Consider the following 21410-nt stretch of genomic DNA (forward strand, 5'->3'; position numbering starts at 1 on the left):
GAGGTACTCCGTCAGGCCGGTCGCGCGGCCCCCGGCGTCGGCACCCGGGCGCCCCGCCCGCGGAGGTAGAGCTCGACCTCGTCGCGCTCGACCCGCGCCCGGCTCAGCGCCGTCGACGCCTGCCGCGCGTTCGCGACGGCACGCTCGTTGCTGCGCCGTCCCCAGCCGGCGATGAACCCTCCGTCGATCCTCACGTCGATCTCCCCTGCTGCCCGAGCACCCGCGAAACCCTGTCCGCTCGAAACTGTAGTGGGTCACTCGACTTTAGCCAAGGGTCGAGTCCGGGCTGGATTCGGCTAGGGTTCTGGCGCTGTCGGCCCCGGTATCCCAACGGCAGAGGAAGCGGTCTCAAACACCGTCCAGTGTGGGTTCGAATCCCACCCGGGGCACGGTGGCACGAGTTTCACCGGGTACCCGGTGAATCTCGTGCTTCCCGCACGCAGTTGCACGACAGAAGTTCGAGTTTCGTGCGGGAAGCAACGGTCACGGCACGGTCGGCAGCGGCCAGGTCTCCCCCGTCGCGCTGTCGATCAGCGCCGCCCGGGCGACGGTCAGCCCCATCGGCACGGTGTCGGCGATCGTGGCCACCGCGGCCGTCCGGACCGGACGCGGGGCGTGGGTGGCGGCCGAGACGTGCGGGATCCAGTGGCCGGGCCGGTAGTGCTGGTGCAGGTCGGCCCCGGTCGACGCGAGGGCCGCAACGACGCGCTCCTGGCGGACGGCGGCCGCCGCGGGGATCGAGACGGCCAGCGCGATCCGGCCGCGCGGGAACAGTACGGACCCGTGCCCCTCGGCCAGGAACTCGCCATCGTCGGGCAGCGCGGTCACCGCGTCGCGCACCCGCTCGAGGTCCCACGCGCGGAGCACGGCGTACGAGAGGTGCGGCCGGTGCCGGCGGTGCGTGTGCGTCTCGAGCGTGTGGACGCCCTGCGCCTCCAGGCGGCTCCACAGCTCCCGGACCAGCCGCTCGGACCGGCCGTCGAAGAGGAGGCAGACCGCGAGCGCCATGCGCCCAGTGTCGCCCTCCGGCGGAGCGACGCCTCAGCGCTCGGGTCGCCGGTACGCCGGAGCGACTCCCTTGATGGCGTCGCCCATCCGGTGGATCCGCAGCGCGTTGGTGGAGCCGGGGATGCCCGGAGGGGCACCGGCGATGATCACGACGAGGTCGCCCTCGGTGACGCGACCGATCTGGAGCAGCTGCTCGTCGACCTGGCGCACCATCTCGTCGGTGTGCTCGACCACGGCGGTCAGGAACGTCTCGACGCCCCAGCTCATCGCGAGCTGCGACCGGACGGCCGCGACCGGCGTGAACGCGAGGATCGGGATCGGGCCGCGCAGCCGCGACATCCGCTTCGCGGAGTCGCCGCTCTGGGTGAACGCGACGACGTACTTCGCGCCGACGCGCTGGGCGACCTCCTCGGCCGCCTTCGCGATGACACCGCTGTTGGTGTGCGGGTCCCAGTCGATCGCGGCCACCCCGGCGCGCTGCCCCTCCTGGAGCGCATGCGCCTCGGTCGCGGAGACGATGCGGGCCATCGTCTCGACGGTGTGGACGGGGTACTCCCCCACGCTGGTCTCGCCGGAGAGCATCACCGCGTCGGCGCCGTCGAGCACGGCGTTCGCGACGTCGGACGCCTCGGCGCGGGTCGGCGCCGGGTTGGTGATCATCGACTCGAGCATCTGCGTGGCGACGATGACCGGCTTGGCGTTGAGCCGCGCCTTCTCGATGATCTGCTTCTGCAGGAAGGGCACGTCCTCGAGCGGGCACTCCACGCCGAGGTCGCCGCGGGCGACCATGAAGCCGTCGAACGCCGCGATCACCTCGTCGAGGTTGTGGATCGCCTGCGGCTTCTCGATCTTGGCGATGATCGGGACGTGGACGCCCTCCTCGTCCATGATCTTGCGGACGTCGTCGGCGTCCTTGGCGTCGCGCACGAAGCTCAGCGCGATGAAGTCGACCGTGAGGTGCAGCGCGAAGCGCAGGTCCTCGATGTCCTTCTCCGACAGCGCCGGCACCGACACGGCGACGCCCGGCAGGTTGATGCCCTTGTTGTTGGACACCTTCCCGCCGACCAGCACCTCGGTGTGCACGTCGGTGCCGTCCTCGACCTTGGTGACCCGCAGCCGGACCTTGCCGTCGTCGATGAGGATCGGGTCGCCGACGTTGACGTCGCCGGGCAGGCCCTTGTACGTCGTACCGCACGCCTTGTCGTCGCCGGGCACGTCGCGGGTGGTGATCACCCACTCCTGGCCGCGGTGCAGCACGACCGGTCCGTTCTCGAAGGTCTCGAGGCGGATCTTCGGGCCCTGCAGGTCGGCGAAGACGCCCACGCCGTGGCCGCTGGCGTCGGAGGCCTCACGCACCAGGCGGTACGCCTCGGCGTGGTCCTCGTGCGCCCCGTGGCTCATGTTGAGCCGCGCGACGTCCATGCCGGCGTACACCAGCTCCCGGATTCGTCGGGGCGACGCGGTCGCCGGGCCGAGGGTGCAGACGATCTTGGCTCTACGCACGTGCTTCACCCTATCTCGACTTTGACCTTCTGAAGACCAAACCCCGGCCCGGCGGCGATCCGTCACACCACCAGCGGGCGCTCGGTCGGCTTGATCGGCGCCGGCAGCGTGGTCGAACCGGTGAGGTGCCGGTCCACCGCTGCCGCCGCCGCGCGACCCTCGGCGATCGCCCAGACGATGAGCGACTGGCCGCGGCCGGCGTCACCGGCGACGAAGACGCCCGGCACCGAGGACTCGTACGACGCGTCGCGCGTGATGTTGCCGCGCTCGTCGAGGTCCACGCCGAGCTGCTCCACGAGGCCCGGCTTCTCCGGACCGACGAAGCCCATCGCGAAGAGCACGAGCTCGGCCGGGATCTCCCGCTCGGTGCCCGCGATCTCGGTGAGCTTGCCGCCCTCGAAGACGACGTCGACCAGGCGCAGCGCCCGGACGTTGCCCTGCTCGTCGCCGAGGAACTCCTGGGTGGAGACGGCGTACACCCTCTCCCCCGCCTCCTCGTGGGCCGAGGAGATCCGGAAGACCATCGGGTACGTCGGCCACGGCTGTCCCGCCGGCCGCCCCTCGGGCGGCTCCGGCATGATCTCCAGCTGCGTGATCGACGCCGCGCCCTGCCGGGTCGAGGTGCCGAGGCAGTCCGCGCCGGTGTCGCCGCCGCCGATGATCACGACGTGCTTGCCCTCGGCCGTGATCTCGTCCTCGACCTCTTCGCCGAGCGCCTTGCGGTTGGCCTGGGGCAGGAACTCCATCGCCTGGTGGATCCCGCCGAGCTCGCGGCCGGGGACCTTCAGGTCGCGGGCCTCGGTGGCGCCCATGGCGAGCACGACGGCGTCGTACCGCTCCCGGAGCGCGTCGGCCCCGAGCGCGGAGCCGACGTCGACGCCGGCCCGGAAGACCGTGCCCTCCCGGCGCATCTGCTCGAGGCGCCGGTCGAGGTACTTCTTCTCCATCTTGAACTCGGGGATGCCGTAGCGCATCAGCCCGCCGATCCGGTCCGCGCGCTCGTAGACCGCGACCGTGTGGCCGGCGCGGGTGAGCTGCTGGGCCGCCGCCAGGCCGGCGGGGCCGGACCCGACGACCGCGACCGTGCGGCCCGAGAGCCACTCCGGCGGCTGCGGCCGGACCAGGCCGGACTCCCACGCCTTGTCGGCGATCGCGACCTCGACGTTCTTGATCGTGACCGGGTCCTGGTTGATGCCCAGCACGCAGGCGGTCTCGCAGGGGGCCGGGCAGAGGCGACCGGTGAACTCCGGGAAGTTGTTGGTCGCGTGCAGGCGCTCGATGGCGCCCTCCCAGTCGTCACGCCAGACCAGGTCGTTCCACTCGGGGATGATGTTCCCGAGCGGGCAGCCCTGGTGGCAGAACGGGATGCCGCAGTCCATGCAGCGGCCCGCCTGCTCGGTGATGATCGGCAGCAGCGCGCGGCCGGCCGAGCCCGGGTAGACCTCGTTCCAGTCCTGCACCCGCTCGTCGATCGGACGGCGGGTCGCGACCTCACGGCCGCTCTTCAGAAACCCGCGGGGGTCAGCCATGGAGCGCCTCCATCATCGCGTGGGCGGTCTCGTTCTCGTCGAGGCCGTCGGCTTCCGCCTTGGCCTTCGCCTCCAGAGACTTCCGGTAGTCGGTGGGCATGATCTCGGTGAACCGCGTCAGCGAGGTCCCCCAGTCGGCGAGCAGGTCCTCGGCGACCGTCGAGCCGGTCTCCTCGAAGTGGCGGCGCACCATCTGCTCGAGCTCGACGGCCGCCTCGCCGGCGACCGGACCGAGCTCGACCAGGTCGGCGTTGACCCGCTGCGCGTCGAGGTCGAGGACCCAGGCCACGCCGCCGGACATGCCGGCCGCGAAGTTGCGGCCGGTCGGGCCCAGCACGGCGACCCGGCCGCCGGTCATGTACTCGCAGCCGTGGTCGCCCACGCCCTCGGTGACGGCCCGCACGCCGGAGTTGCGCACGCAGAACCGCTCACCGACGCCGCCGCGGATGAAGATCTCGCCCGAGGTCGCGCCGTACGCGATCACGTTGCCGGCGATGATCTGCTCGTTGGCCTCGAACCTCGCCGCCCGGTCCGGGCGTACGACGATCCGGCCGCCCGACAGGCCCTTGCCGACGTAGTCGTTGGCGTCGCCCTCGAGCCGCAGCGTGATGCCCTGCGGCACGAAAGCGCCGAACGACTGGCCCGCCGACCCCGTGAAGGTGATGTCGATCGTGCCGTCGGGCAGCCCGTCGCCGCCGTGCTTCTTCGTGACCTCGTGGCCGAGGATCGTGCCGACGGTGCGGTTGACGTTGCGGATCTGCACCTGCGCCCGCACCGGCTCACCCTGCTCGATCGCGGGCTTCGCCAGCGGGACCAGCTCGGTGACGTCGAGCGACTTGCCGAGCGCGTGGTCCTGCGACTTGGTGCAGTAGAGGTCCTGCTCCGGGAACGCCGACCGGTCCGGCTGGTGCAGCACCGGGCTCAGGTCGAGGCCGGCCGCCTTCCAGTGGTCGACCGCGCGCGCCACGTCGAGGCTGCCGACCTGGCCGATCGCCTCGTCGAGCGATCGGAAGCCCAGCTCGGCGAGCAGCTCGCGGACCTCCTCGGCGATGAACTCGAAGAAGTTCACGACGAACTCGGGCTTGCCGTTGAAGCGCTCGCGCAGAACGGGGTTCTGCGTCGCGACGCCCACCGGGCAGGTGTCGAGGTGGCAGACCCGCATCATGATGCAGCCGGAGACCACCAGCGGCGCCGACGCGAAGCCGTACTCCTCGGCGCCCAGCAGCGCCGCGATCACCACGTCGCGGCCGGTCTTGAGCTGGCCGTCGGTCTGAACCACGATCCGGTCACGCAGGCCGTTGAGCAGCAGGGTCTGCTGGGTCTCGGCGAGGCCGAGCTCCCACGGGCCGCCCGCGTGCTTGAGCGACGTGAGCGGCGCGGCGCCGGTGCCGCCGTCGTGGCCGGAGATCAGCACCACGTCGGCGTGCGCCTTCGAGACGCCCGCCGCGACCGTGCCGACGCCGACCTCGGACACCAGCTTCACGTGGACGCGGGCCTGCGGGTTGGCGTTCTTGAGGTCGTGGATCAGCTGCGCCAGGTCCTCGATCGAGTAGATGTCGTGGTGCGGCGGCGGGCTGATGAGTCCCACGCCCGGCGTGGAGTGCCGGGTCTTCGCCACCCACGGGTAGACCTTGTTGCCGGGCAGCTGGCCGCCCTCACCGGGCTTCGCGCCCTGGGCCATCTTGATCTGGATGTCGTCGGCGTTGGTGAGGTACTCCGACGTGACGCCGAACCGGCCCGACGCGACCTGCTTGATCGCGCTGCGCCGCTCGGGGTCGTAGAGGCGGGCGGGGTCCTCGCCGCCCTCACCGGTGTTGGACTTCGCGCCCAGCCGGTTCATGGCGATCGCGAGGGTCTCGTGCGCCTCCTTGCTGATCGAACCGTAGGACATCGCGCCGGTCGAGAACCGCTTCACGATCGCGGAGGCCGGCTCGACCTCCTCGAGCGGGATCGGCGGGCGCCCGGACTCGCCGGAGTCCTTGAACCGGAACAGCCCGCGCATCGTCATCAGCCGCGCGGACTGCTCGTCCACGCGCGAGGTGTACTGCTTGAAGACGTCGTAGCGACCGGTGCGGGTGGAGTGCTGCAGCCGGAAGACGGTCTCGGGGTCGAACAGGTGTGGCTCGCCCTCGCGGCGCCACTGGTACTCGCCGCCGATCTCGAGCTCCCGGTGCGCCGGCGAGATGCCGCCGCGCGGGTACGCCGTGGCGTGCCGGCGCGCGACCTCGTCGGCGATCGTGTCGAGCTCGACGCCGCCGAGCTTGGAGACCGTGCCGGTGAAGTACTTGTCGACGAGGGCCTGCGAGAGCCCGACCGCCTCGAAGATCTGGGCGCCGGTGTACGACGCGACCGTCGAGACGCCCATCTTCGACATCACCTTCAGGACGCCCTTGCCGAGCGCCTTGACGAGGTTCTTGACGGCCTGCTCGGGGTCGTTGCCGACGTAGTAGCCCTCGCGGGCGAGGTCCTCGACGGACTCCATCGCGAGGTACGGGTTGACCGCGGCCGCGCCGTACCCGACGAGCAGCGCGACATGGTGCACCTCGCGGACGTCGCCGGCCTCGACCAGCAGCCCGACCTGGGTGCGGGTCTTCTCGCGCACCAGGTGGTGGTGGACCGCGCCGGTGAGCAGCAGCGACGGGATCGGAGCGTGCTCGGCCGTCGAGTGTCGGTCGGAGAGCACGATGATCCGCGCGCCGTCGGCAATCGCGGCGGACACCTCCTGGCAGATCTCGTCGATCCGCTGGGCCATCCCGGCGCCGCCACCCTCGACGGGGTAGAGACCGCGCGCCACGTGGGTGATGAAGCCCGGCATGTCGCCGTCGCGGTTGATGTGCCGGATCTTGGCCAGGTCGTCGTTGGAGATGACCGGGAACGGCAGCACGACCATCCGGCACGACGCCGGCGCCGGCTCGAGCAGGTTGGCCTCGGGCCCGATGGTGCCGGCCAGCGAGGTCACCAGCTCCTCGCGGATCGCGTCGAGCGGCGGGTTGGTGACCTGGGCGAAGAGCTGGCTGAAGTAGTCGAACAGCAGCCGCGGCTTGTCGCTCAGCGCGGCGATGGGGGTGTCGGTGCCCATCGAGCCGATCGGCTCGGCGCCGGTGTTGGCCATCGGCGTGAGCAGGACCCGGAGCTCCTCCTCGGTGTAGCCGAAGACCTGCTGGCGCCGGGTGACCGAGGCGTGGGTGTGCACGATGTGCTCGCGCTCGGGGATGTCGTCGAGGTGGATCAGGCCGGCGTGCAGCCACTCGTCGTACGGGTGCTCCGCCGCGAGCTCGGCCTTGATCTCCTCGTCCTCGATGATCCGGTGTTCGTCGGTGTCGACGAGGAACATCCGGCCCGGCTGGAGGCGGCCCTTGCGGACCACCTTCGCGGGGTCGATGTCGAGCACGCCGACCTCGGAGGCCAGCACGACGAGGCCGTCGTCGGTGACCCAGTAGCGCGAGGGGCGCAGGCCGTTGCGGTCGAGGACGGCGCCGATCTGGGAGCCGTCGGTGAAGACCACGCACGCCGGGCCGTCCCAGGGCTCCATCAGCGTGGAGTGGAACTCGTAGAACGCGCGGCGCTTGGCGTCCATCTCGCCGTGGTTCTCCCAGGCCTCCGGGATCATCATCAGCACGGAGTGGGGCAGCGAGCGGCCACCCATGTGCAGCAGCTCGAGCACCTCGTCGAACGACGCGGAGTCCGACGCACCGGGCGTGGTGATCGGGAACAGCCGGTCGAGGTCGCCGGGGATGACGTCGGAGGCCAGCAGCGCCTCGCGGGCCCGCATCCAGTTGCGGTTGCCCATGACGGTGTTGATCTCGCCGTTGTGCGCGATGAAGCGGAACGGGTGCGCCAGGGGCCAGCTCGGGAACGTGTTGGTCGAGAAGCGCGAGTGGACCACGGCCAGCGCCGACGTGACCCGCTCGTCGAGCAGGTCGGGGAAGAACTTGTCGAGCTGGTCGGTGGTGAGCATGCCCTTGTAGATCAGGGTCCGCGACGACAGCGACGGGAAGTACACGTCGGTCTCGCGCTCGGCGCGCTTGCGCAGGCAGAACGCCAGCCGCTCGAGCGCCATGCCGGTCACGCGGGAGCCCGAGCCGGCGACGAACAGCTGCTGGAAGGACGGCATCACGCCGAGCGCCATGCCGCCGAGCTCGGCGGGGTCGGTCGGGACGTCGCGCCAGCCGAGGACGGTCAGGCCCTCCTCGGCAGCGATCTCCTCGATCCGGTGGCGGGTCTTGGCGACCTGCTCGTCGTCGCCGGGCAGGAAGGCCGTGCCCACGGCGTACGCGTGCTGCGGCGGGAGCTCGAAACCGGCCTCCTGCGCGGCCGCGCGCAGGAAGGCGTCGGGGATCTGCAGCAGGATGCCGGCGCCGTCGCCGGTGTTCTGCTCGGCCCCGGCGGCGCCGCGGTGGTCGAGGTTGCGCAGGGCCTGGATGCCCTGTTTCACGATGTCGTGGCTGGCCTCGCCCGTGAGGGTGGCCACGAAAGCGACGCCGCAGGCGTCCTTCTCGAAGCGCGGGTCGTAGAGCCCTTCGGGCGGCGGGAATGCGTGCGAGTACGGCACCGGGCATTCTCCCGTCGTCTCGTGCCGCGCAGGACCTACAACGCTGTGGGGCCGGCGCCGGCGGATCGGCAAAGCTGATTCGGTGGGCAGGGGACGACATTGGCCCTAGCGGAAGAGCCAGATTATCACCCGCGCGGGATGGTCATTCCCGTCTGTCCGGCCTCGGACACCTGTCGAGTGGAGGTCAGTCCGTCCCGGAGTGGCCGCCGCGATCGGCGTCGGCCTCCGTCGAGCGTACGTCGGTTTCCGCGGACCCGGGAGAGGTGGCCTTCGTCTCGCCGGCGTCCGGCGGCGTGTCGGGGCCGCGGCCCGCGACGTACACCTGCTCCTCACGGCCGGGATGGCGCCGCGCGCTCACGACGAACCAGGCCAGGGCGGCCAGGAAGAGTGCGATCGACGTCCAGACGTTGAACCGGAGGCCCCCGACGTCGTCGAGCTCCACGTTGTCGATGCGCAGCATCTCGATCCAGCCGCGGCCGACCGTGTAGACCATGATGTAGAGCGCCACGACGCGGCCGTAGCCGAGTCGGAAGCGCCGGTCTGCCCAGATCAGCAGCGCGAAGCCCGCGAGGCACCACAGGCTCTCGTAGAGGAACGTCGGGTGGAACGTCGTGCCGGGTGGGTGGCCGGCGTTCAGCGCGACGTCGTCGCTGACCTCGAGGGCCCATGGCAGGTCGGTCGGCTTGCCGAAGAGCTCCTGGTTGAACCAGTTGCCCCACCGGCCGAGGGCCTGCGCGACCAGCACGCCGGGCGCCATCGCGTCGAGCACCGGCAGCAGCTTGATGCCCTTGAGCCTGGCGGCGATGATCGCGCCGACGGCGCCCAGGGCGATGGCGCCCCAGACGCCGAGGCCGCCGCGCCAGACGTACAGCGCCTCGACGGGGTTCTGGCCGGAGCCGAAGTAGAGGTCCTGGTCGGTCAGCACGTGGTAGAGCCGCCCGCCGACCAGCCCGAAGGGCACCGCCCAGATCGCGATGTCCTGGATGTCGCCCGGCCGGCCGCCGCGGGCCACCCAGCGCCGCTCGCCGATCCAGATGGCCGCGACGATCCCCAGGATGATCGCGAGTGCGTAGCCGCGCAGCGGCAGCGGACCCAGGTGCCACACGCCCGACGACGGGCTGGGGATCGAGAGCACGGTGGCGAGCGCGGCCATGGGACCTCAGTTCAGGAGCGTGTGGATGTCGGCGGCGAAGTCGGCGGACGAGGTCGACTCGCTCCAGTAGACCGTGCCGTCGTCGTCGGCGTCGATGCCGGTGATCGTGGTGCCGTGGGTGACGTCGTAGCCGCCCGAGGGCAGCTTCTTACCCTGCGTGACGCCCACGCCGAGGGGCTTCGCGACGCCGACGATCGTGTCGAGGTCACCGGTGAGCCCGACGAACGACGGGTCGAAGTGCTCGAGGTAGCGCCCCAGGACCTCGGTGGTGTCGCGGGCCGGGTCGGTCGTCACGAAGACGACGTCGACCCGCTCGCGGTCCCGCTCGTCGAGCCGGGTCACCGCCGTGGCGAGGTTGGACATCACGGCCTGGCAGATGTCCGGGCAGTGCGTGTAGCCGAAGAAGACGAGCGTCAGCGGCTTCTCGGTGTCGTCCGTCAGGGAGTACGGCTGCCCGCTGGTGTCGGTCAGGGCCGTCGACGCCACCTCGAACGGCGGGTCGAGCACGGTGCCGGCGAGCCCTCCGCCGCCACCTCCGTCGTCGTCGCCACCGCAGGCGGCGAGCGGGAGGAGCAGGGCGGTCAGGGCAGCGGCGATGATGCCTCTACGCACGCCGTACTCCCTCGGCCAGGTCCTCGGTCAGCAGGGCCAGCGCGGGCAGGCCGTCGGCCAGCGCCCGGACGAACGCCGTGCCCACGATAACCCCGTCGACGTGAGCCGACAGGTCGGCCGCCTGGGCCCTGGTGCTGACCCCGACGCCCACGCCGATCGGAAGCTGGGTGGTCGCCCTGGTCCGGGTGATCAAGGGAGCGACTCCGGCCGCGGTCGCCTGCGTGGTGCCGGTGACGCCCATGATGCCGGTGGCGTACACGAAGCCACGGCAGCTGGCCGTGGTCATCGCGATGCGCTCGTCGGTCGAGGAGGGCGCCACGAGGAAGACCTTGTCCAGGTCCCGGGCATCCGCGGCGGCGATCCAGTCGGGGACGACGTCGGGCGTGACGTCGGGGGTGATGAGGCCAGCACCTCCCACGTCGTACAAGCGCTGGGCGAATCGCTCGACCCCGTGACGCACGACGGGGTTCCAGCTGGTCATCACCAGGGTCGGGGTGCCAGTGGCGGCGACTGCCTCGACCACCCGGAAGACGTCGTCGATGCGCACGCCGCCGTCCAGGGCCTGCTGCACCGCCGCCTGGATCACCGGGCCGTCCATGACGGGGTCGCTGTAGGGCAGGCCGATCTCGATGACGTCGCACCCCGCGTCGACCATCACCTCGAGCGCCTTGATGGAACCTTCGACGTCGGGGAACCCGGCGGGCAGGTAGCCGATCAGCGCGGCGCGGCCCTCCTCCTTCGCCCTCGCGAAGGCACTGCTGGTGCTCACTTGCCGGTCTCCTCGTCGGGGCTGCCGAGCTTGAAGTACTCGAGCGCGGTGCCCATGTCCTTGTCACCGCGGCCGCTGAGGTTGACCAGGATCGTCTGGCCCTGGCGCTCCGGCGCCAGCCGCAGCGCGCCCGCGAGCGCGTGGGCGGACTCGATCGCCGGGATGATCCCCTCGGTGCGGGCGAGCAGCGCCATCGCGTCCATCGCTTCGACGTCGGTCACGGGCTCGTACGTCGCGCGCCCGGAGGCGGCGAGGTGCGCGTGCTGCGGGCCGACGCCCGGGTAGTCGAGGCCGGCCGAGATCGAGTGCGACTCGATGGTCTGGCCGTCCTCGTCCTGGAGGACGTACGTGCGGGCGCCGTGGAGCACGCCGGGGTCGCCGGCGTAGATCGTCGCGGCGTGCCGGCCGGTGTCGAAGCCCTCGCCGCCGGCCTCGAAGCCGTAGATGTCGACGTCGGCGTCGTCGAGGAACGCGGTGAACAGGCCGATCGCGTTGGACCCACCGCCGACGCAGGCGGCGATGGCGTCGGGCAGCACGTCGTACTGCTCGAGGCACTGGGCGCGGGCCTCGTCGCCGATGCCGCGGCAGAACTCGCGGACCATGCTCGGGAACGGGTGCGGCCCGGCGGCGGTGCCGAAGAGGTACGCCGTGTGGTCGACGCTCGCGACCCAGTCACGCAGGGCCTCGTTGATGGCGTCCTTGAGCGTCGCGCTGCCGGAGTCGACCGCGACGACCTTGGCGCCGAGGAGGTTCATCCTGGCGACGTTGAGCGCCTGGCGCTTGGTGTCGACCGAGCCCATGTAGACCGTGCAGTCGAGGCCGAAGTAGGCCGCGGCGGTCGCGCTCGCGACGCCGTGCTGGCCGGCGCCGGTCTCGGCGATCACGCGGGTCTTGCCCATCCGCCTGGTGAGCAGCGCCTGGCCGAGCACGTTGCGGATCTTGTGGGCACCGGTGTGGTTGAGGTCCTCGCGCTTGAGCAGGATCCGGGCGCCGACCTGGTCGCTGAGCCGCTCGGCGAAGTAGAGCGGGCTCGGCACTCCGGCGTACTCGCGCAGGATCTGCTCGAACTCGGCGACGAACGACGGGTCGGCCATCGCGTCCTGCCACGCCACCGTGAGCTCGTCCAGCGCGGAGACCAGGGCCTCGGGCATGAAGCGCCCCCCGAACCCGGTCATGGGGTCTCCGAACCACCCCCGCTCGTCGGCGTCGAACGTCACGGCGTCACTCCTGTCATCGCGGCGACCGCGGCCTGCGGGTCGCCGTCCTTCACCAGCGCCTCGCCGACGAGCACCGCGCGGGCGCCCTCGGAGACGAAGCGCTTCACGTCAACCGGGCTGAAGATGCCGCTCTCGGCCACCTTGACGCGGTCGTCGGGCACCAGCGGCGCCAGCCGGCCGAACGTGTCGTCGTGGATCGCGAGCGTCTTGAGGTTGCGTGCGTTGACGCCGACCAGCTCGGCGCCGAGCGCGACGGCGCGCTCGGTCTCGGCCTCGTCGTGCACCTCGACCAGCACGGTCAGCCCGAGCTCCCGGGCCTCGTCGTGCAGGCGCCGCAGGGTGTCGTCGTCGAGCGCCGCCACGATCAGCAGCGCGAGGTCGGCGCCGGCGGCGCGGGCCTCGACGAGCTGGTACGTCGTGACGATGAAGTCCTTGCGCAGGATCGGCGTGTCCACGGCGGCCCGCACCGCGCGCAGGTCGCCGAGGCTGCCGCCGAAGCGGCGCTGCTCGGTGAGCACGCTGATCGCGGCCGCCCCGCCCGCGGCGTACCGCTGCGCGAGCTCTGCCGGGTCCGGGATGTCGGCGAGGTCGCCCTTGCTGGGGCTGCGCCGCTTCACCTCGGCGATCACGCTCGAGCCGGGCCCGCGGAAGTGCGGCATCGGGTCGCGCGGCGGGTCGACGTCGGCGAGCGCGGCGCGCAGGTCGGCGAGGCTGGTCCGCGACTCACGCTCGGCGAGGTCGGCGCGCACGCCGGCGACGATGTCGTCGAGCACGGACATGCTGGTCTCTCCCACCGGACGGGCTGCGGATCTTGCGGCCCCAGTGTTTCACGCGGCATGAAGCCGATGCCCGTGGGTAGTGTCCGCTGATACACGGCCCGGCAGACGGACGGGCCGACACGAGAGGAATCACGCGTGAGCTACTCAGACCCGCCTCCCCCGCCGCCGCAGTACGGCGCTCCGCAGCCGCCGTACGGCGCTCCGGTGCCGAACCACCCGCGGGCAACCCTGATCCTCGTCCTGGGCATCCTCAGCATCCCCTGCTGCGGCCTGTTCACCGGCATCCCGGCGATCATCATGGGCCGCAGCGCGCTCAGCGAGATCGACGCGAACCCGGGCCAGTACGGCGGGCGCGGCCAGGTCAACGCCGGCTACATCTGCGGCATCATCGGCACGGTGCTGTCGGTGCTCGGCATCATCGTCAACATCGCCCTGCTCGCCGCCTGACCGGCGCCGATCGCCGTCGGGTCAGGGCGCGAGCCACGACCCGGCGGCGACGTTGCGCAGGACGGTGAAGGCAAGGGCGACGATGCCGGCGCCGACCAGGAACACCTGGGTACGACGCGCGTCGGGCACCCGCACCCGCCCCGTCCAGCGGTCGAGCGCCCAGCGACCGAGCAGGAACACCAGCAGCGGCAGCAGCGCGACGAAGAGCAGGTTGCTCGAGGCAGCGGCCCCGAGGTCCGCGTTCGTGAGGTCGTTGACCGCACGCAGGCCGCCACAGCCCGGGCAGTAGATGCCGAGCGCGGCGCTGGGGCAGAAGCCCCACGACCCCGACTCGTGCGGGTCGCGGACGTGCAGCGCCAGCGTGGCCAGGCCGAGCCCGCCGAGGACCAGCGCCGGCCCGCGGACCCGCCGCCACCGGCTCGTGGCGTACGCCGCCCCCGCGATCGGGGCCGGCGCGGTGGCGGTCATGACCGGTCCGTCAGTGGTCCGACTCGTGGAAGCCCAGGCGGACCATGATCGGGAAGACGATGAGCGAGGCGACCGCGAGGGCGGCGCCGATCCAGAAGATCGTCCAGTTGATCGGGCTGAACAGCATGCCGGCGGCGCCGACCACGAACCCGAGCATGGCGATGGCGACGAACGTCCAGGCCGCAGGGGTGTTGCCGTGGTTTGCAGACATGCGGGGCTCCTCGAGCAGGGGCGGACAGCGGTGCGGGGACAGTCTATTCAGAGGGATGCCCTGACCTCAGGCGGTGGGGTCGCGTCCCTCGTCCATCGCCTTCCAGAGGTCGAGGTTGCTCTGCTCCTCGGCGGGCGCCACGGGCGCCGGCTCGGCGGAGCCGGGCGCGTCGTAGCGGGTGCCCATCTCGGGCCACGAGGGACACCACAGGAACGCCAGCGCGCCGGCGATCGTGGCGAGCACCGTCCCGGCGACCGCCGCCCAGTACCACGCGGTGCGGGACAGGTCGGGGTCGGCGATCCCCACCAGGGCCAGCTCGTCACGGAGCTGGTCGGGCACCTGGGAGTACGCCGCGAGCGCGGCCACCAGCGCGCCGGCGCCCGCCAGCGTGGCGAGGGCGGCGACGGCACGGCGTACCCGACCCCTCGTCACCAGCAGGACGCCCCAGCACGCGAGCACGACCAGGCCGAGCGACGTCACCAGCGGCAGGTGCGCGTCGAACGAGACCAGCATGCTGCTGGTCGCCCGCGCCGCCTCGCCCTCGCCCTCGACCGCCGGCTTGGTGCCGGCGACGGCGGCGAGGCCACCGGCGGCAAGGCCGAGCAGCGCGACCGGGCCGAAGGTCCGGCGCCGCCCGGTGGTCGCGTCAGCCATCCGTGGCCTCGTGGAGCAGGGCGGCGTCGAAGCAGGTGCGGTCGCCGGTGTGGCACGCGGCTCCCACCTGGTCGACCTTGACCAGCAGCGTGTCGCCGTCGCAGTCGAGGCGGATCTCCTTGACCCACTGGACGTGGCCGGACGTGTCGCCCTTGACCCAGTACTCCTGGCGCGAGCGGCTCCAGTACGTCGCCCGCCCGGTCTCGATCGTCCGGGCCAGCGACTCGTCGTCCATCCAGCCGAGCATCAGCACCTCGCCGGTGTCGTGCTGCTGCGCCACCGCGGGCACGAGGCCCTCCGCGGTGCGCTTGAGCCTGGCGGCGATGGCGGGGTCGAGCGTGGTCACGCGTCCAGTATCCCCTCACCTGATTTCGAGACGGGTCGTGGTTTCGAGACAGGCGCTAGCGCGCCTTCCTCAACCACCGTCACGGTGGTTGAGGAAGTTGCCCTGGCAACCGTCTCGAAACCGCCGTCACGGTGGTTGAGGAGGTTGCCCTGGCAACCGTCTCGAAACCGCCGTCACGGTGGTTGAGGAGGTTGCCCTGGCAACCGTCTCGAAACCACCGATCATGAGCCCTGCTGAGCCACCCACGAGCTGTGCAGCCCGGCGTACACGGAGCCCTCCTGGGCGACCAGGGCGGCGTGGGGGCCGCGCTGGACGATCCGGCCCCGGTCGACCACGACCACCTCGTCGGCGGCCTCGGCGGTGGAGAGCCGGTGGGCGATGGTGACGCTGGTGCGGCCCTGCATCAGCCGCTCCAGCGCCCGGCCGATGCGCATCTCGAGCGCCGGGTCGACGGCGCTGGTCGCTTCGTCGAGGACCAGCAGGTCGGGGTCGGCGAGCTGGGCGCGCAGCAGTGCGACGAGCTGCCGCTCCCCCGCGGACAGCGACTCGCCGCGCTGCCCGACCCGCGTCGCGAGCCCGGCGGGCAGCCCGCCCAGCCAGTCGCCGAGGCCGAGCTGCTCGGCGGCGGCGGCGATCTCGTCGTCGGTCGCGTCGAGCCGGCCGTAGCGGACGTTGCTGGCGAGCGTGTCGTCGAAGAGGAAGCCCTCCTGCGGCACCAGCACGACGCTGCGCCGCAGCGAGGCCTGGGCGATCTCGCGGACGTCGATGCCGTCGAGCACGACCGCGCCGTCGCTGGCGTCCATCAGCCGGGTCAGCAGCTTGGCGATCGTGGACTTGCCCGAGCCGGTCTCGCCGACGACGGCCACGCGCGTGCCGCCCGGGATGTCGAGGTCGATCTCGCGGAGCACCGGCGGGCCGCCCGGGTAGGCGAACGTGACGCCGCGGAAGGACACGTCGATCGGGCCGCGCGGCAGCACCCGCCCCGCCTCGCCCGGGTCGACCAGGTCGGCCGGCGTCTCGAGGATGCCGATCACACGGCGCCAGCTGACCAGGGCGTTCTGGGCGTCGGTGAGGATCTGGGTGCCCATCTGCACCGGCCCGACGAACAGCGTCACCAGGAACGCGAAGGCGAGCACCTTGCCGGCGGTGATGTCTCCGGCGAAGCCCAGCTGGATGCCCACGATCAGCACCCCGGCGTTGGCGAGGCCGGCCGAGATGCCGCCCAGCGAGAACGACACGACCGTGAACTGCTGCGCGCGGGTGCTCGCCGTCTTGTAGCCGTCGATCGCCTCGTCGATCCGCGCCTGGGTGCGGTCCTCGATCGCGTAGGACTTCACGACCCCGGCGCCGACGACCGGCTCGGAGATCGCCGACAGCATCACGGCGACCTGGCGCCGGACCACGCCGTACGCCTCGGAGAGCTTGCGCTGGAAGTAGCGGATCGAGAGGAACAGCGGCGCGAAGGCGACCCACACCACGATCGCCAGCTGCCAGCTGTAGAACACCATCACGATCGTCGCGATGATCACCTGGCAGACGCTCACGATGAGCAGCAGCCCGCCGAAGACCAGGAACTGGCTGACCTGGTCGACGTCGCTCGTGACGCGGGAGACGAGCGCGCCGCGGCGCTCGGTGTTCTGGGTGAGCAGCGGGAGGTCGTGGACGTGCCGGAACGCCTTGACCCGCAGCGTGGCCAGGCCGCGCTCGGAGACCGTGAACAGCCGGGCGGTCATGAGGTACGACGCCCAGCTCGTCACCACGATCGCCGCCGCCGCCGCGAGCGCGGTCATCACGGTGAACGAGACGTCGGGCCCGTCGGGGCCGTTGAGGCCGTGGTCGAGGGTCTGCTGGACCGCGATCGGCACGACCACCTGGCCGATGGCGGCGATGAAGGCCAGCGTGATCGTCCAGCCCAGGCCGTCCTTGAGCTCGGGCGAGACCTGCACGCCGCGGCGGACGGTGTCGAAGGCGCCGATCTGCTCGCCCGTGTCGAACGCGGTGCTCATGCGGGGTCCTCCACCAGGTCGGCGGGGCCGTGCTCGTAGGCGTTGACCAGCCGGGCGTACGCCGGGCTCCGGTCGAGCAGCTCGGCGTGGGTGCCGCGGTCGGCGATCCGCCCGCCCTCGAGGTGCACGACCTCGTCGGCGAGGCCGATCGTGGCCTTGCGGTAGGCGACCACGACCAGGCTGCCGCCCTGCTCGCCGGAGCGGAGCGCCTCGAGGATGCGGGCCTCGACCTCCGGGTCGACGGCAGACGTGGCGTCGTCGAGGATCAGCAGGCGCGGGCGACGCACGAGCGCGCGGGCCAGCGAGATGCGCTGCCGCTGCCCGCCCGACAGGGAGGTGCCGCGCTCGCCGAGCTGGCTGTCGAGACCGGCGGGCAGCGCAGCGACGAACCCGTCGGCCTGCGCCGCGCGGAGCGCCGCCCAGACCTCGTCGTCGGAGACCTCGGCACCGAGGGTGACGTTGCCGCGGACAGTGTCGTCGAAGAGGAACGCCGTCTGCGCCACCACCGCGACCGCCTCCGCGAGCTCGCCCTTCGCGAGGTCGCGCAGGTCGGTGCCGTCGAGCATCAGCCGCCCGTCGTCGGGGTCGACCAGGCGGGCCATCAGCGTCGTCAGCGTGGTCTTGCCGGACGCGGTCGCGCCGACCAGGGCGACAGTGCGCCCGGGCTCGACGGTGAACGACACGTCCTCCAGGAGCGGCTGCTTCGCGTCGTACCGGTAGCCGAGGCCGGCCACCTCGAGCCGGGCACCCCCGCTCGCGGACCGGTCGACCGTGCGGTCGCCGTACGGCATCTCACCGGTCGCGCGCAGCACCGTGCGCACCCGGTGGTATCCGACGACGCTACGCGGGAACTCGCCGAGCAGCCAGCCGATCGAGCGGATCGGGAACGAGACGACGGTGAGCAGGTAGGACACCGTGACGACGTCGCCGGGGTCGGTGGCTCCGGAGAGCACGCGCTGGACGCCGACGACGAGCACGACCAGGACGCCGAGGTTGGGCAGCGCGGCGAGGGTGGGGTCGAAGGCCGCGCGGATGCGTCCGGCGCGGATGTTCACCTCGCGCAGCTCGTGGGCCTTCTCCTCGAAGCGGGCGGTCTCCTCGCCCTCGCGGCCGAGCGTCTTGACGACCATCGCGCCGTCGAACGACTCGTGGGCGACCTCGCTGAGCTCCGCGCGCAGCTGCTGGGCCTTGGTCATCAGCGGGGATGCGAGGCGCTGGTAGGCGAGGTTGGCGACGACGACCGCCGGGAAGACCATCAGGCCGACCAGCGCCATCACGACGTCGGCGGCGAACATCTGGACGATGGCGATCGCCATCATCGCGAGCGTGCCGACCGCCATCGGCAGCGGCGCGATCGGGCCCCAGGCCGCCTCGACGTCGGAGTTGGCGTTGGACAGCAGCTCGCCGGTCGGGTGTCGCTGGTGCCAGGACATCGGGAGCGCGAGGTACTGCCGCGTCACGGCACGCCGCGTGTGGGCCTGCATGCGGTACTGCATGAGGCCGGCGCCGAGGCGGCGCGCGACGATGCCGACGGCGCGCAGGATCGCCACACCGAGGAACAGCGCGAACACCGCGACCAGCATGTCGGCGCCGATCTCGCCCTCGTCGAAGGCGGGCAGCACGACGTGGTCGGTCGACCAGCCGAGGACCCACGCGTCCGCGACGGTCAGGGCACCGAAGAGCAGGCTGCCGATCGTCGACAGCGTGAAGATCCATGGCTCGCGGCGGATCGCCACCCAGAGGACGCGGAACCCGTCCGTCGTCGTCCCGCGCCTGCTGCGACCGTCACTCACTACCCGCTCGTCCCCGTCTCTCCTGCGTTGCTCGCGGGAAACCCCGCCGTCCACACAGGCTATTCCCGGCCGCCGACATCCCGCGTCCCGGTTATCGTCGCGGGCATGACCGCACCGCTCGCCCGACGGGAGCGCGCCGCGCTCTGCGACCTGGCACTCGAGACCGGCCCGGACTCGCCGACGCTGTGCGCCGGCTGGACCGCCCGCGACCTGGTCGTCCACCTGCTCGTCCGCGAGCGCCGGCCGCTGGCCTCCGCCGGCATCGTGGTGCCGCCCCTCTCGGCGCTGACCTCGCGCGCCTCGCGGTCGCTCGAGGGTCGGTCGTACGAGTCGCTGGTCGCGCGGCTGCGCTCGCCCGGCGGCATGTACGCCGTACCGGCCCTCGACCGCGCGCTGAACACCTTCGAGTACGTCGTCCACCACGAGGACCTGCGCCGCGGCCTGCCCGACTGGCAGCCACGCACCCTCCCGCCCGCCGATGTCGATCTCCTCTGGGCGAACCGGTCCCGCGGGGTCGCCTTCCTCGCCCGCAAGCTGCCCGCGCCGACCGTGCTCCGCCGCGCGGACACCGGCGACACCATCGTCGCCAGCAAGGGTGACTCGCCCGTGACCGTCACCGGCGACGTCGTCGAGCTGCTGCTCTTCCTCTTCGGCCGCTCCGCGACCAGCGGCATCACCTTCGAGGGCCCCGACGACCGGGTCGCGTCGGTGCGCTCGGCGAGCCTCGGGGTGTAGGCGCCCCGGTGCGATAGTCCGGCACGTTCCGGCCGTCGATCCGCCCTGGAGGGCGACCAGAATGTGCCGGACTATCGCTCAACGTCCCTTGTTCGGCGACGCCCCGGGTGACGGCACCGGCCCGCTGAATCCCCTCTAGCGCACCGGGTGACCGGCGCCCGCCAGCGTCTGCTTGACGTCGGCGATCCGCAGCGTGCCGAAGTGGAAGACCGTGGCCGCGAGCACGGCGTCGGCCCCGGCCTCGACGGCGGGCGGGAAGTGCTCGGTGGCACCCGCACCGCCGGAGGCGATCACGGGGATGGTCACCTCACGGCGTACGGCGCGGATCAGGTCCACGTCGAAGCCGTCCTGGGTGCCGTCGGCGTCCATCGCGTTGAGCAGGATCTCCCCCGCGCCCAGCTCGGTCGCGCGGACCGCCCACTCGATCGCGTCGAGGCCGGCGGACTTCCGTCCGCCGTGCGTCGTCACCTCGAACCCCGAGGACGTGCCGGCGGCCCGGCGGGCATCCACCGACAGCACGAGCACCTGGTTGCCGAACCGGTCCGCGATCTCGGCGACCAGCGCGGGCCGGTTGATCGCGGCGGTGTTGACCGCGACCTTGTCGGCGCCGGCGCGCAGCAGCCGGTCGACGTCCTGCACGGACGACACTCCCCCGCCGACGGTGAGCGGGATGAAGACCTCCTCGGCGGTCCGCGACACGATCTCCATCGTGGTCGCGCGGCCCTCGTGGGAGGCCGAGATGTCCAGGAACGTCAGCTCGTCGGCGCCCTCGGCGTCGTACGTGCGCGCCAGCTCGACCGGGTCCCCGGCGTCGCGCAGGTCGAGGAAGTTGATGCCCTTGACCACCCGGCCGCCGTCGACGTCGAGGCACGGGATCACGCGTACGGCGAGGCTCATGCCGAGCCCTTGGTGAGCGCCAGCGCGTCCTCGAGCGTGAAGCGGCCCTCGTAGAGCGCGGTGCCCGCGATCGCGCCCTCGACGCCGTCGGGCACGAGCGACATCAGCGCGCGGATGTCGTCGAGGGTCGTCACGCCGCCCGACGCCACCACGGGCGCCGGCGTCGCGGCGCAGACGTCGCGCAGCAGCTGGAGGTTGGGCCCCTGGAGCATGCCGTCCTTGTTGACGTCGGTGACGACGTACCGGGCGCACCCTTCGGAGTCGAGTCGCGCCAGCACCTCGTAGAGGTCGCCCCCCTCACGGGTCCAGCCGCGGGCGGCAAGGGTGCGGCCGCGTACGTCGAGGCCGATCGCGACCCGGTCGCCGTGCTCGGCGATCACCTTCGCGCACCACTCGGGCTGCTCGAGCGCGGCGGTGCCGATGTTCACCCGACGGCAGCCCGTCGCCAGCGCGGCCGACAGCGTCTCGTCGTCGCGGATGCCGCCGCTCATCTCGACCTGGATGTCGAGCGCGCCGACGATCTCGGCCTGGAGCTCGCGGTTGGAGCCGCGGCCGAACGCCGCGTCGAGGTCGACCAGGTGGATCCACTCGGCCCCGGCGTCCTGCCAGCGCATCGCGGCGGCGACCGGGTCGCCGTACACGCGCTCGGAGCCGGCGACGCCCTGGGCGAGCTGGACGGCCCGGCCCTCGGTGACGTCGACGGCGGGGAGCAGCTCGAGGTAGTCAGACAT

20 protein-coding genes and 1 tRNA gene are annotated in these 21410 nt (G+C 72.0%); 3 read left to right on the plus strand and 18 right to left on the minus strand.

The features are described from left to right. Nucleotides 1-11 precede the first annotated feature (11 nt). Nucleotides 12-194 carry a hypothetical protein gene (locus ACFQQI_RS24930; RefSeq protein WP_378569325.1) on the minus strand — a complete coding sequence of 61 codons (183 nt, stop codon included), beginning with the start codon at nucleotides 192-194 and terminating at the stop codon, nucleotides 12-14. A gap of 122 nt (nucleotides 195-316) precedes the next feature. On the opposite strand from ACFQQI_RS24930, the gene ACFQQI_RS24935 reads away from it, so the two are divergent. Continuing rightward, a tRNA-Leu gene (locus ACFQQI_RS24935) sits at nucleotides 317-389 on the plus strand. A 94-nt stretch (nucleotides 390-483) separates the two neighbouring features. Here the strand turns inward: ACFQQI_RS24935 and ACFQQI_RS24940 are convergent. The 9 genes from ACFQQI_RS24940 to trpC all read right to left on the minus strand — a co-directional run bounded on the left by ACFQQI_RS24940 (nucleotide 484) and on the right by trpC (nucleotide 13122). Further along, nucleotides 484-1008: a 2'-5' RNA ligase family protein gene (locus ACFQQI_RS24940; protein ID WP_378569327.1), complete on the minus strand. Its 525-nt coding sequence runs from the start codon at nucleotides 1006-1008 to the stop codon at nucleotides 484-486. A 33-nt stretch (nucleotides 1009-1041) separates the two neighbouring features. Continuing rightward, on the minus strand, nucleotides 1042-2511 hold the full coding sequence (gene pyk / locus ACFQQI_RS24945) for a pyruvate kinase (RefSeq protein ID WP_378569329.1): 1470 nt from the start codon (nucleotides 2509-2511) through the stop codon (nucleotides 1042-1044). 62 nt (nucleotides 2512-2573) lie between these two features. Next, complete coding sequence (locus ACFQQI_RS24950) at nucleotides 2574-4040, minus strand: glutamate synthase subunit beta (RefSeq protein WP_378569331.1); 1467 nt, start codon at nucleotides 4038-4040, stop codon at nucleotides 2574-2576. Continuing rightward, nucleotides 4033-8592 (minus strand): glutamate synthase large subunit, encoded by a 4560-nt coding sequence (gltB, locus tag ACFQQI_RS24955; protein ID WP_378569333.1) that lies wholly within the window; start codon nucleotides 8590-8592, stop codon nucleotides 4033-4035. The genes ACFQQI_RS24950 and gltB overlap by 8 nt, the downstream gene beginning before the upstream one ends. Before the next feature lie 184 nt (nucleotides 8593-8776). Beyond that, nucleotides 8777-9745, minus strand: coding sequence for a prolipoprotein diacylglyceryl transferase (lgt, locus tag ACFQQI_RS24960; RefSeq protein ID WP_378569335.1), 969 nt, complete (start codon nucleotides 9743-9745; stop codon nucleotides 8777-8779). Between the two features lie 6 nt (nucleotides 9746-9751). After that, nucleotides 9752-10357 carry an SCO family protein gene (locus tag ACFQQI_RS24965; protein WP_378569336.1) on the minus strand — a complete coding sequence of 202 codons (606 nt, stop codon included), beginning with the start codon at nucleotides 10355-10357 and terminating at the stop codon, nucleotides 9752-9754. Continuing rightward, nucleotides 10350-11126, minus strand: coding sequence for a tryptophan synthase subunit alpha (gene trpA, locus ACFQQI_RS24970; protein ID WP_378569338.1), 777 nt, complete (start codon nucleotides 11124-11126; stop codon nucleotides 10350-10352). Before trpA ends, ACFQQI_RS24965 begins: the two co-directional genes overlap by 8 nt. Continuing rightward, on the minus strand, nucleotides 11123-12301 hold the full coding sequence (gene trpB, locus ACFQQI_RS24975; RefSeq protein WP_378569536.1) for a tryptophan synthase subunit beta: 1179 nt from the start codon (nucleotides 12299-12301) through the stop codon (nucleotides 11123-11125). The genes trpA and trpB overlap by 4 nt, the downstream gene beginning before the upstream one ends. 38 nt (nucleotides 12302-12339) lie before the next feature. Beyond that, entirely contained in the window at nucleotides 12340-13122 is a 783-nt protein-coding gene (gene trpC, locus ACFQQI_RS24980; protein WP_378569340.1) for an indole-3-glycerol phosphate synthase TrpC, read from the minus strand. A gap of 135 nt (nucleotides 13123-13257) precedes the next feature. Between trpC and ACFQQI_RS24985 the strand changes: the two genes are divergently transcribed. Continuing rightward, nucleotides 13258-13569, plus strand: coding sequence for a DUF4190 domain-containing protein (locus ACFQQI_RS24985; protein ID WP_378569342.1), 312 nt, complete (start codon nucleotides 13258-13260; stop codon nucleotides 13567-13569). A 21-nt stretch (nucleotides 13570-13590) separates the two neighbouring features. On the opposite strand, the gene ACFQQI_RS24990 is transcribed toward ACFQQI_RS24985, so the two are convergent. From ACFQQI_RS24990 to ACFQQI_RS25015, 6 genes are all read right to left on the minus strand, one after another. After that, nucleotides 13591-14037 (minus strand): DUF2752 domain-containing protein, encoded by a 447-nt coding sequence (locus tag ACFQQI_RS24990; protein ID WP_378569344.1) that lies wholly within the window; start codon nucleotides 14035-14037, stop codon nucleotides 13591-13593. Nucleotides 14038-14047: 10 nt separating this feature from the next. Then, entirely contained in the window at nucleotides 14048-14248 is a 201-nt protein-coding gene (locus tag ACFQQI_RS24995) for an HGxxPAAW family protein (protein WP_378569346.1), read from the minus strand. 66 nt (nucleotides 14249-14314) lie between these two features. Beyond that, the gene (locus tag ACFQQI_RS25000) at nucleotides 14315-14902 is read right to left on the minus strand and encodes a Trp biosynthesis-associated membrane protein (RefSeq protein ID WP_378569348.1); all 588 of its coding nucleotides are present in this window, start codon (nucleotides 14900-14902) and stop codon (nucleotides 14315-14317) included. After that, nucleotides 14895-15248 (minus strand): phosphoribosyl-AMP cyclohydrolase, encoded by a 354-nt coding sequence (gene hisI / locus ACFQQI_RS25005; protein WP_378569350.1) that lies wholly within the window; start codon nucleotides 15246-15248, stop codon nucleotides 14895-14897. The genes ACFQQI_RS25000 and hisI overlap by 8 nt, the downstream gene beginning before the upstream one ends. Before the next feature lie 221 nt (nucleotides 15249-15469). Beyond that, the gene (locus ACFQQI_RS25010; RefSeq protein WP_378569352.1) at nucleotides 15470-17254 is read right to left on the minus strand and encodes an ABC transporter ATP-binding protein; all 1785 of its coding nucleotides are present in this window, start codon (nucleotides 17252-17254) and stop codon (nucleotides 15470-15472) included. Continuing rightward, complete coding sequence (locus ACFQQI_RS25015; protein ID WP_378569354.1) at nucleotides 17251-19047, minus strand: ABC transporter ATP-binding protein; 1797 nt, start codon at nucleotides 19045-19047, stop codon at nucleotides 17251-17253. Before ACFQQI_RS25015 ends, ACFQQI_RS25010 begins: the two co-directional genes overlap by 4 nt. A 105-nt stretch (nucleotides 19048-19152) precedes the next feature. Here ACFQQI_RS25015 and ACFQQI_RS25020 point away from each other — a divergent pair, with 105 nt between their 5' ends. Continuing rightward, complete coding sequence (locus ACFQQI_RS25020; protein ID WP_378569356.1) at nucleotides 19153-19782, plus strand: TIGR03085 family metal-binding protein; 630 nt, start codon at nucleotides 19153-19155, stop codon at nucleotides 19780-19782. A 135-nt stretch (nucleotides 19783-19917) separates the two neighbouring features. On the opposite strand, the gene hisF is transcribed toward ACFQQI_RS25020, so the two are convergent. Beyond that, nucleotides 19918-20679 (minus strand): imidazole glycerol phosphate synthase subunit HisF, encoded by a 762-nt coding sequence (gene hisF, locus ACFQQI_RS25025; RefSeq protein ID WP_378569358.1) that lies wholly within the window; start codon nucleotides 20677-20679, stop codon nucleotides 19918-19920. After that, entirely contained in the window at nucleotides 20676-21410 is a 735-nt protein-coding gene (gene priA, locus ACFQQI_RS25030; RefSeq protein ID WP_378569360.1) for a bifunctional 1-(5-phosphoribosyl)-5-((5-phosphoribosylamino)methylideneamino)imidazole-4-carboxamide isomerase/phosphoribosylanthranilate isomerase PriA, read from the minus strand. Before priA ends, hisF begins: the two co-directional genes overlap by 4 nt.

Origin of the sequence: Nocardioides sp. GCM10030259 (assembly GCF_042666375.1) — a bacterium.
Lineage (GTDB): Bacteria > Actinomycetota > Actinomycetes > Propionibacteriales > Nocardioidaceae > Nocardioides.

Bases quoted from the DNA above. Each gene is read 5' to 3' on its own strand.
- ACFQQI_RS24940 (WP_378569327.1), bottom strand. From the start codon at position 1,008: ATGGCGCTCGCGGTCTGCCTCCTCTTCGACGGCCGGTCCGAGCGGCTG.
- ACFQQI_RS24950 (WP_378569331.1), bottom strand. From the start codon at position 4,040: ATGGCTGACCCCCGCGGGTTTCTGAAGAGCGGCCGTGAGGTCGCGACC.
- lgt (WP_378569335.1), bottom strand. From the start codon at position 9,745: ATGGCCGCGCTCGCCACCGTGCTCTCGATCCCCAGCCCGTCGTCGGGC.
- trpB (WP_378569536.1), bottom strand. From the start codon at position 12,301: ATGACCGGGTTCGGGGGGCGCTTCATGCCCGAGGCCCTGGTCTCCGCG.
- trpC (WP_378569340.1), bottom strand. From the start codon at position 13,122: ATGTCCGTGCTCGACGACATCGTCGCCGGCGTGCGCGCCGACCTCGCC.
- ACFQQI_RS24990 (WP_378569344.1), bottom strand. From the start codon at position 14,037: ATGACCGCCACCGCGCCGGCCCCGATCGCGGGGGCGGCGTACGCCACG.
- ACFQQI_RS24995 (WP_378569346.1), bottom strand. From the start codon at position 14,248: ATGTCTGCAAACCACGGCAACACCCCTGCGGCCTGGACGTTCGTCGCC.
- ACFQQI_RS25000 (WP_378569348.1), bottom strand. From the start codon at position 14,902: ATGGCTGACGCGACCACCGGGCGGCGCCGGACCTTCGGCCCGGTCGCG.
- ACFQQI_RS25010 (WP_378569352.1), bottom strand. From the start codon at position 17,254: ATGAGCACCGCGTTCGACACGGGCGAGCAGATCGGCGCCTTCGACACC.
- ACFQQI_RS25020 (WP_378569356.1), top strand. From the start codon at position 19,153: ATGACCGCACCGCTCGCCCGACGGGAGCGCGCCGCGCTCTGCGACCTG.
- hisF (WP_378569358.1), bottom strand. From the start codon at position 20,679: ATGAGCCTCGCCGTACGCGTGATCCCGTGCCTCGACGTCGACGGCGGC.
- priA (WP_378569360.1), bottom strand. From the start codon at position 21,410: ATGTCTGACTACCTCGAGCTGCTCCCCGCCGTCGACGTCACCGAGGGC.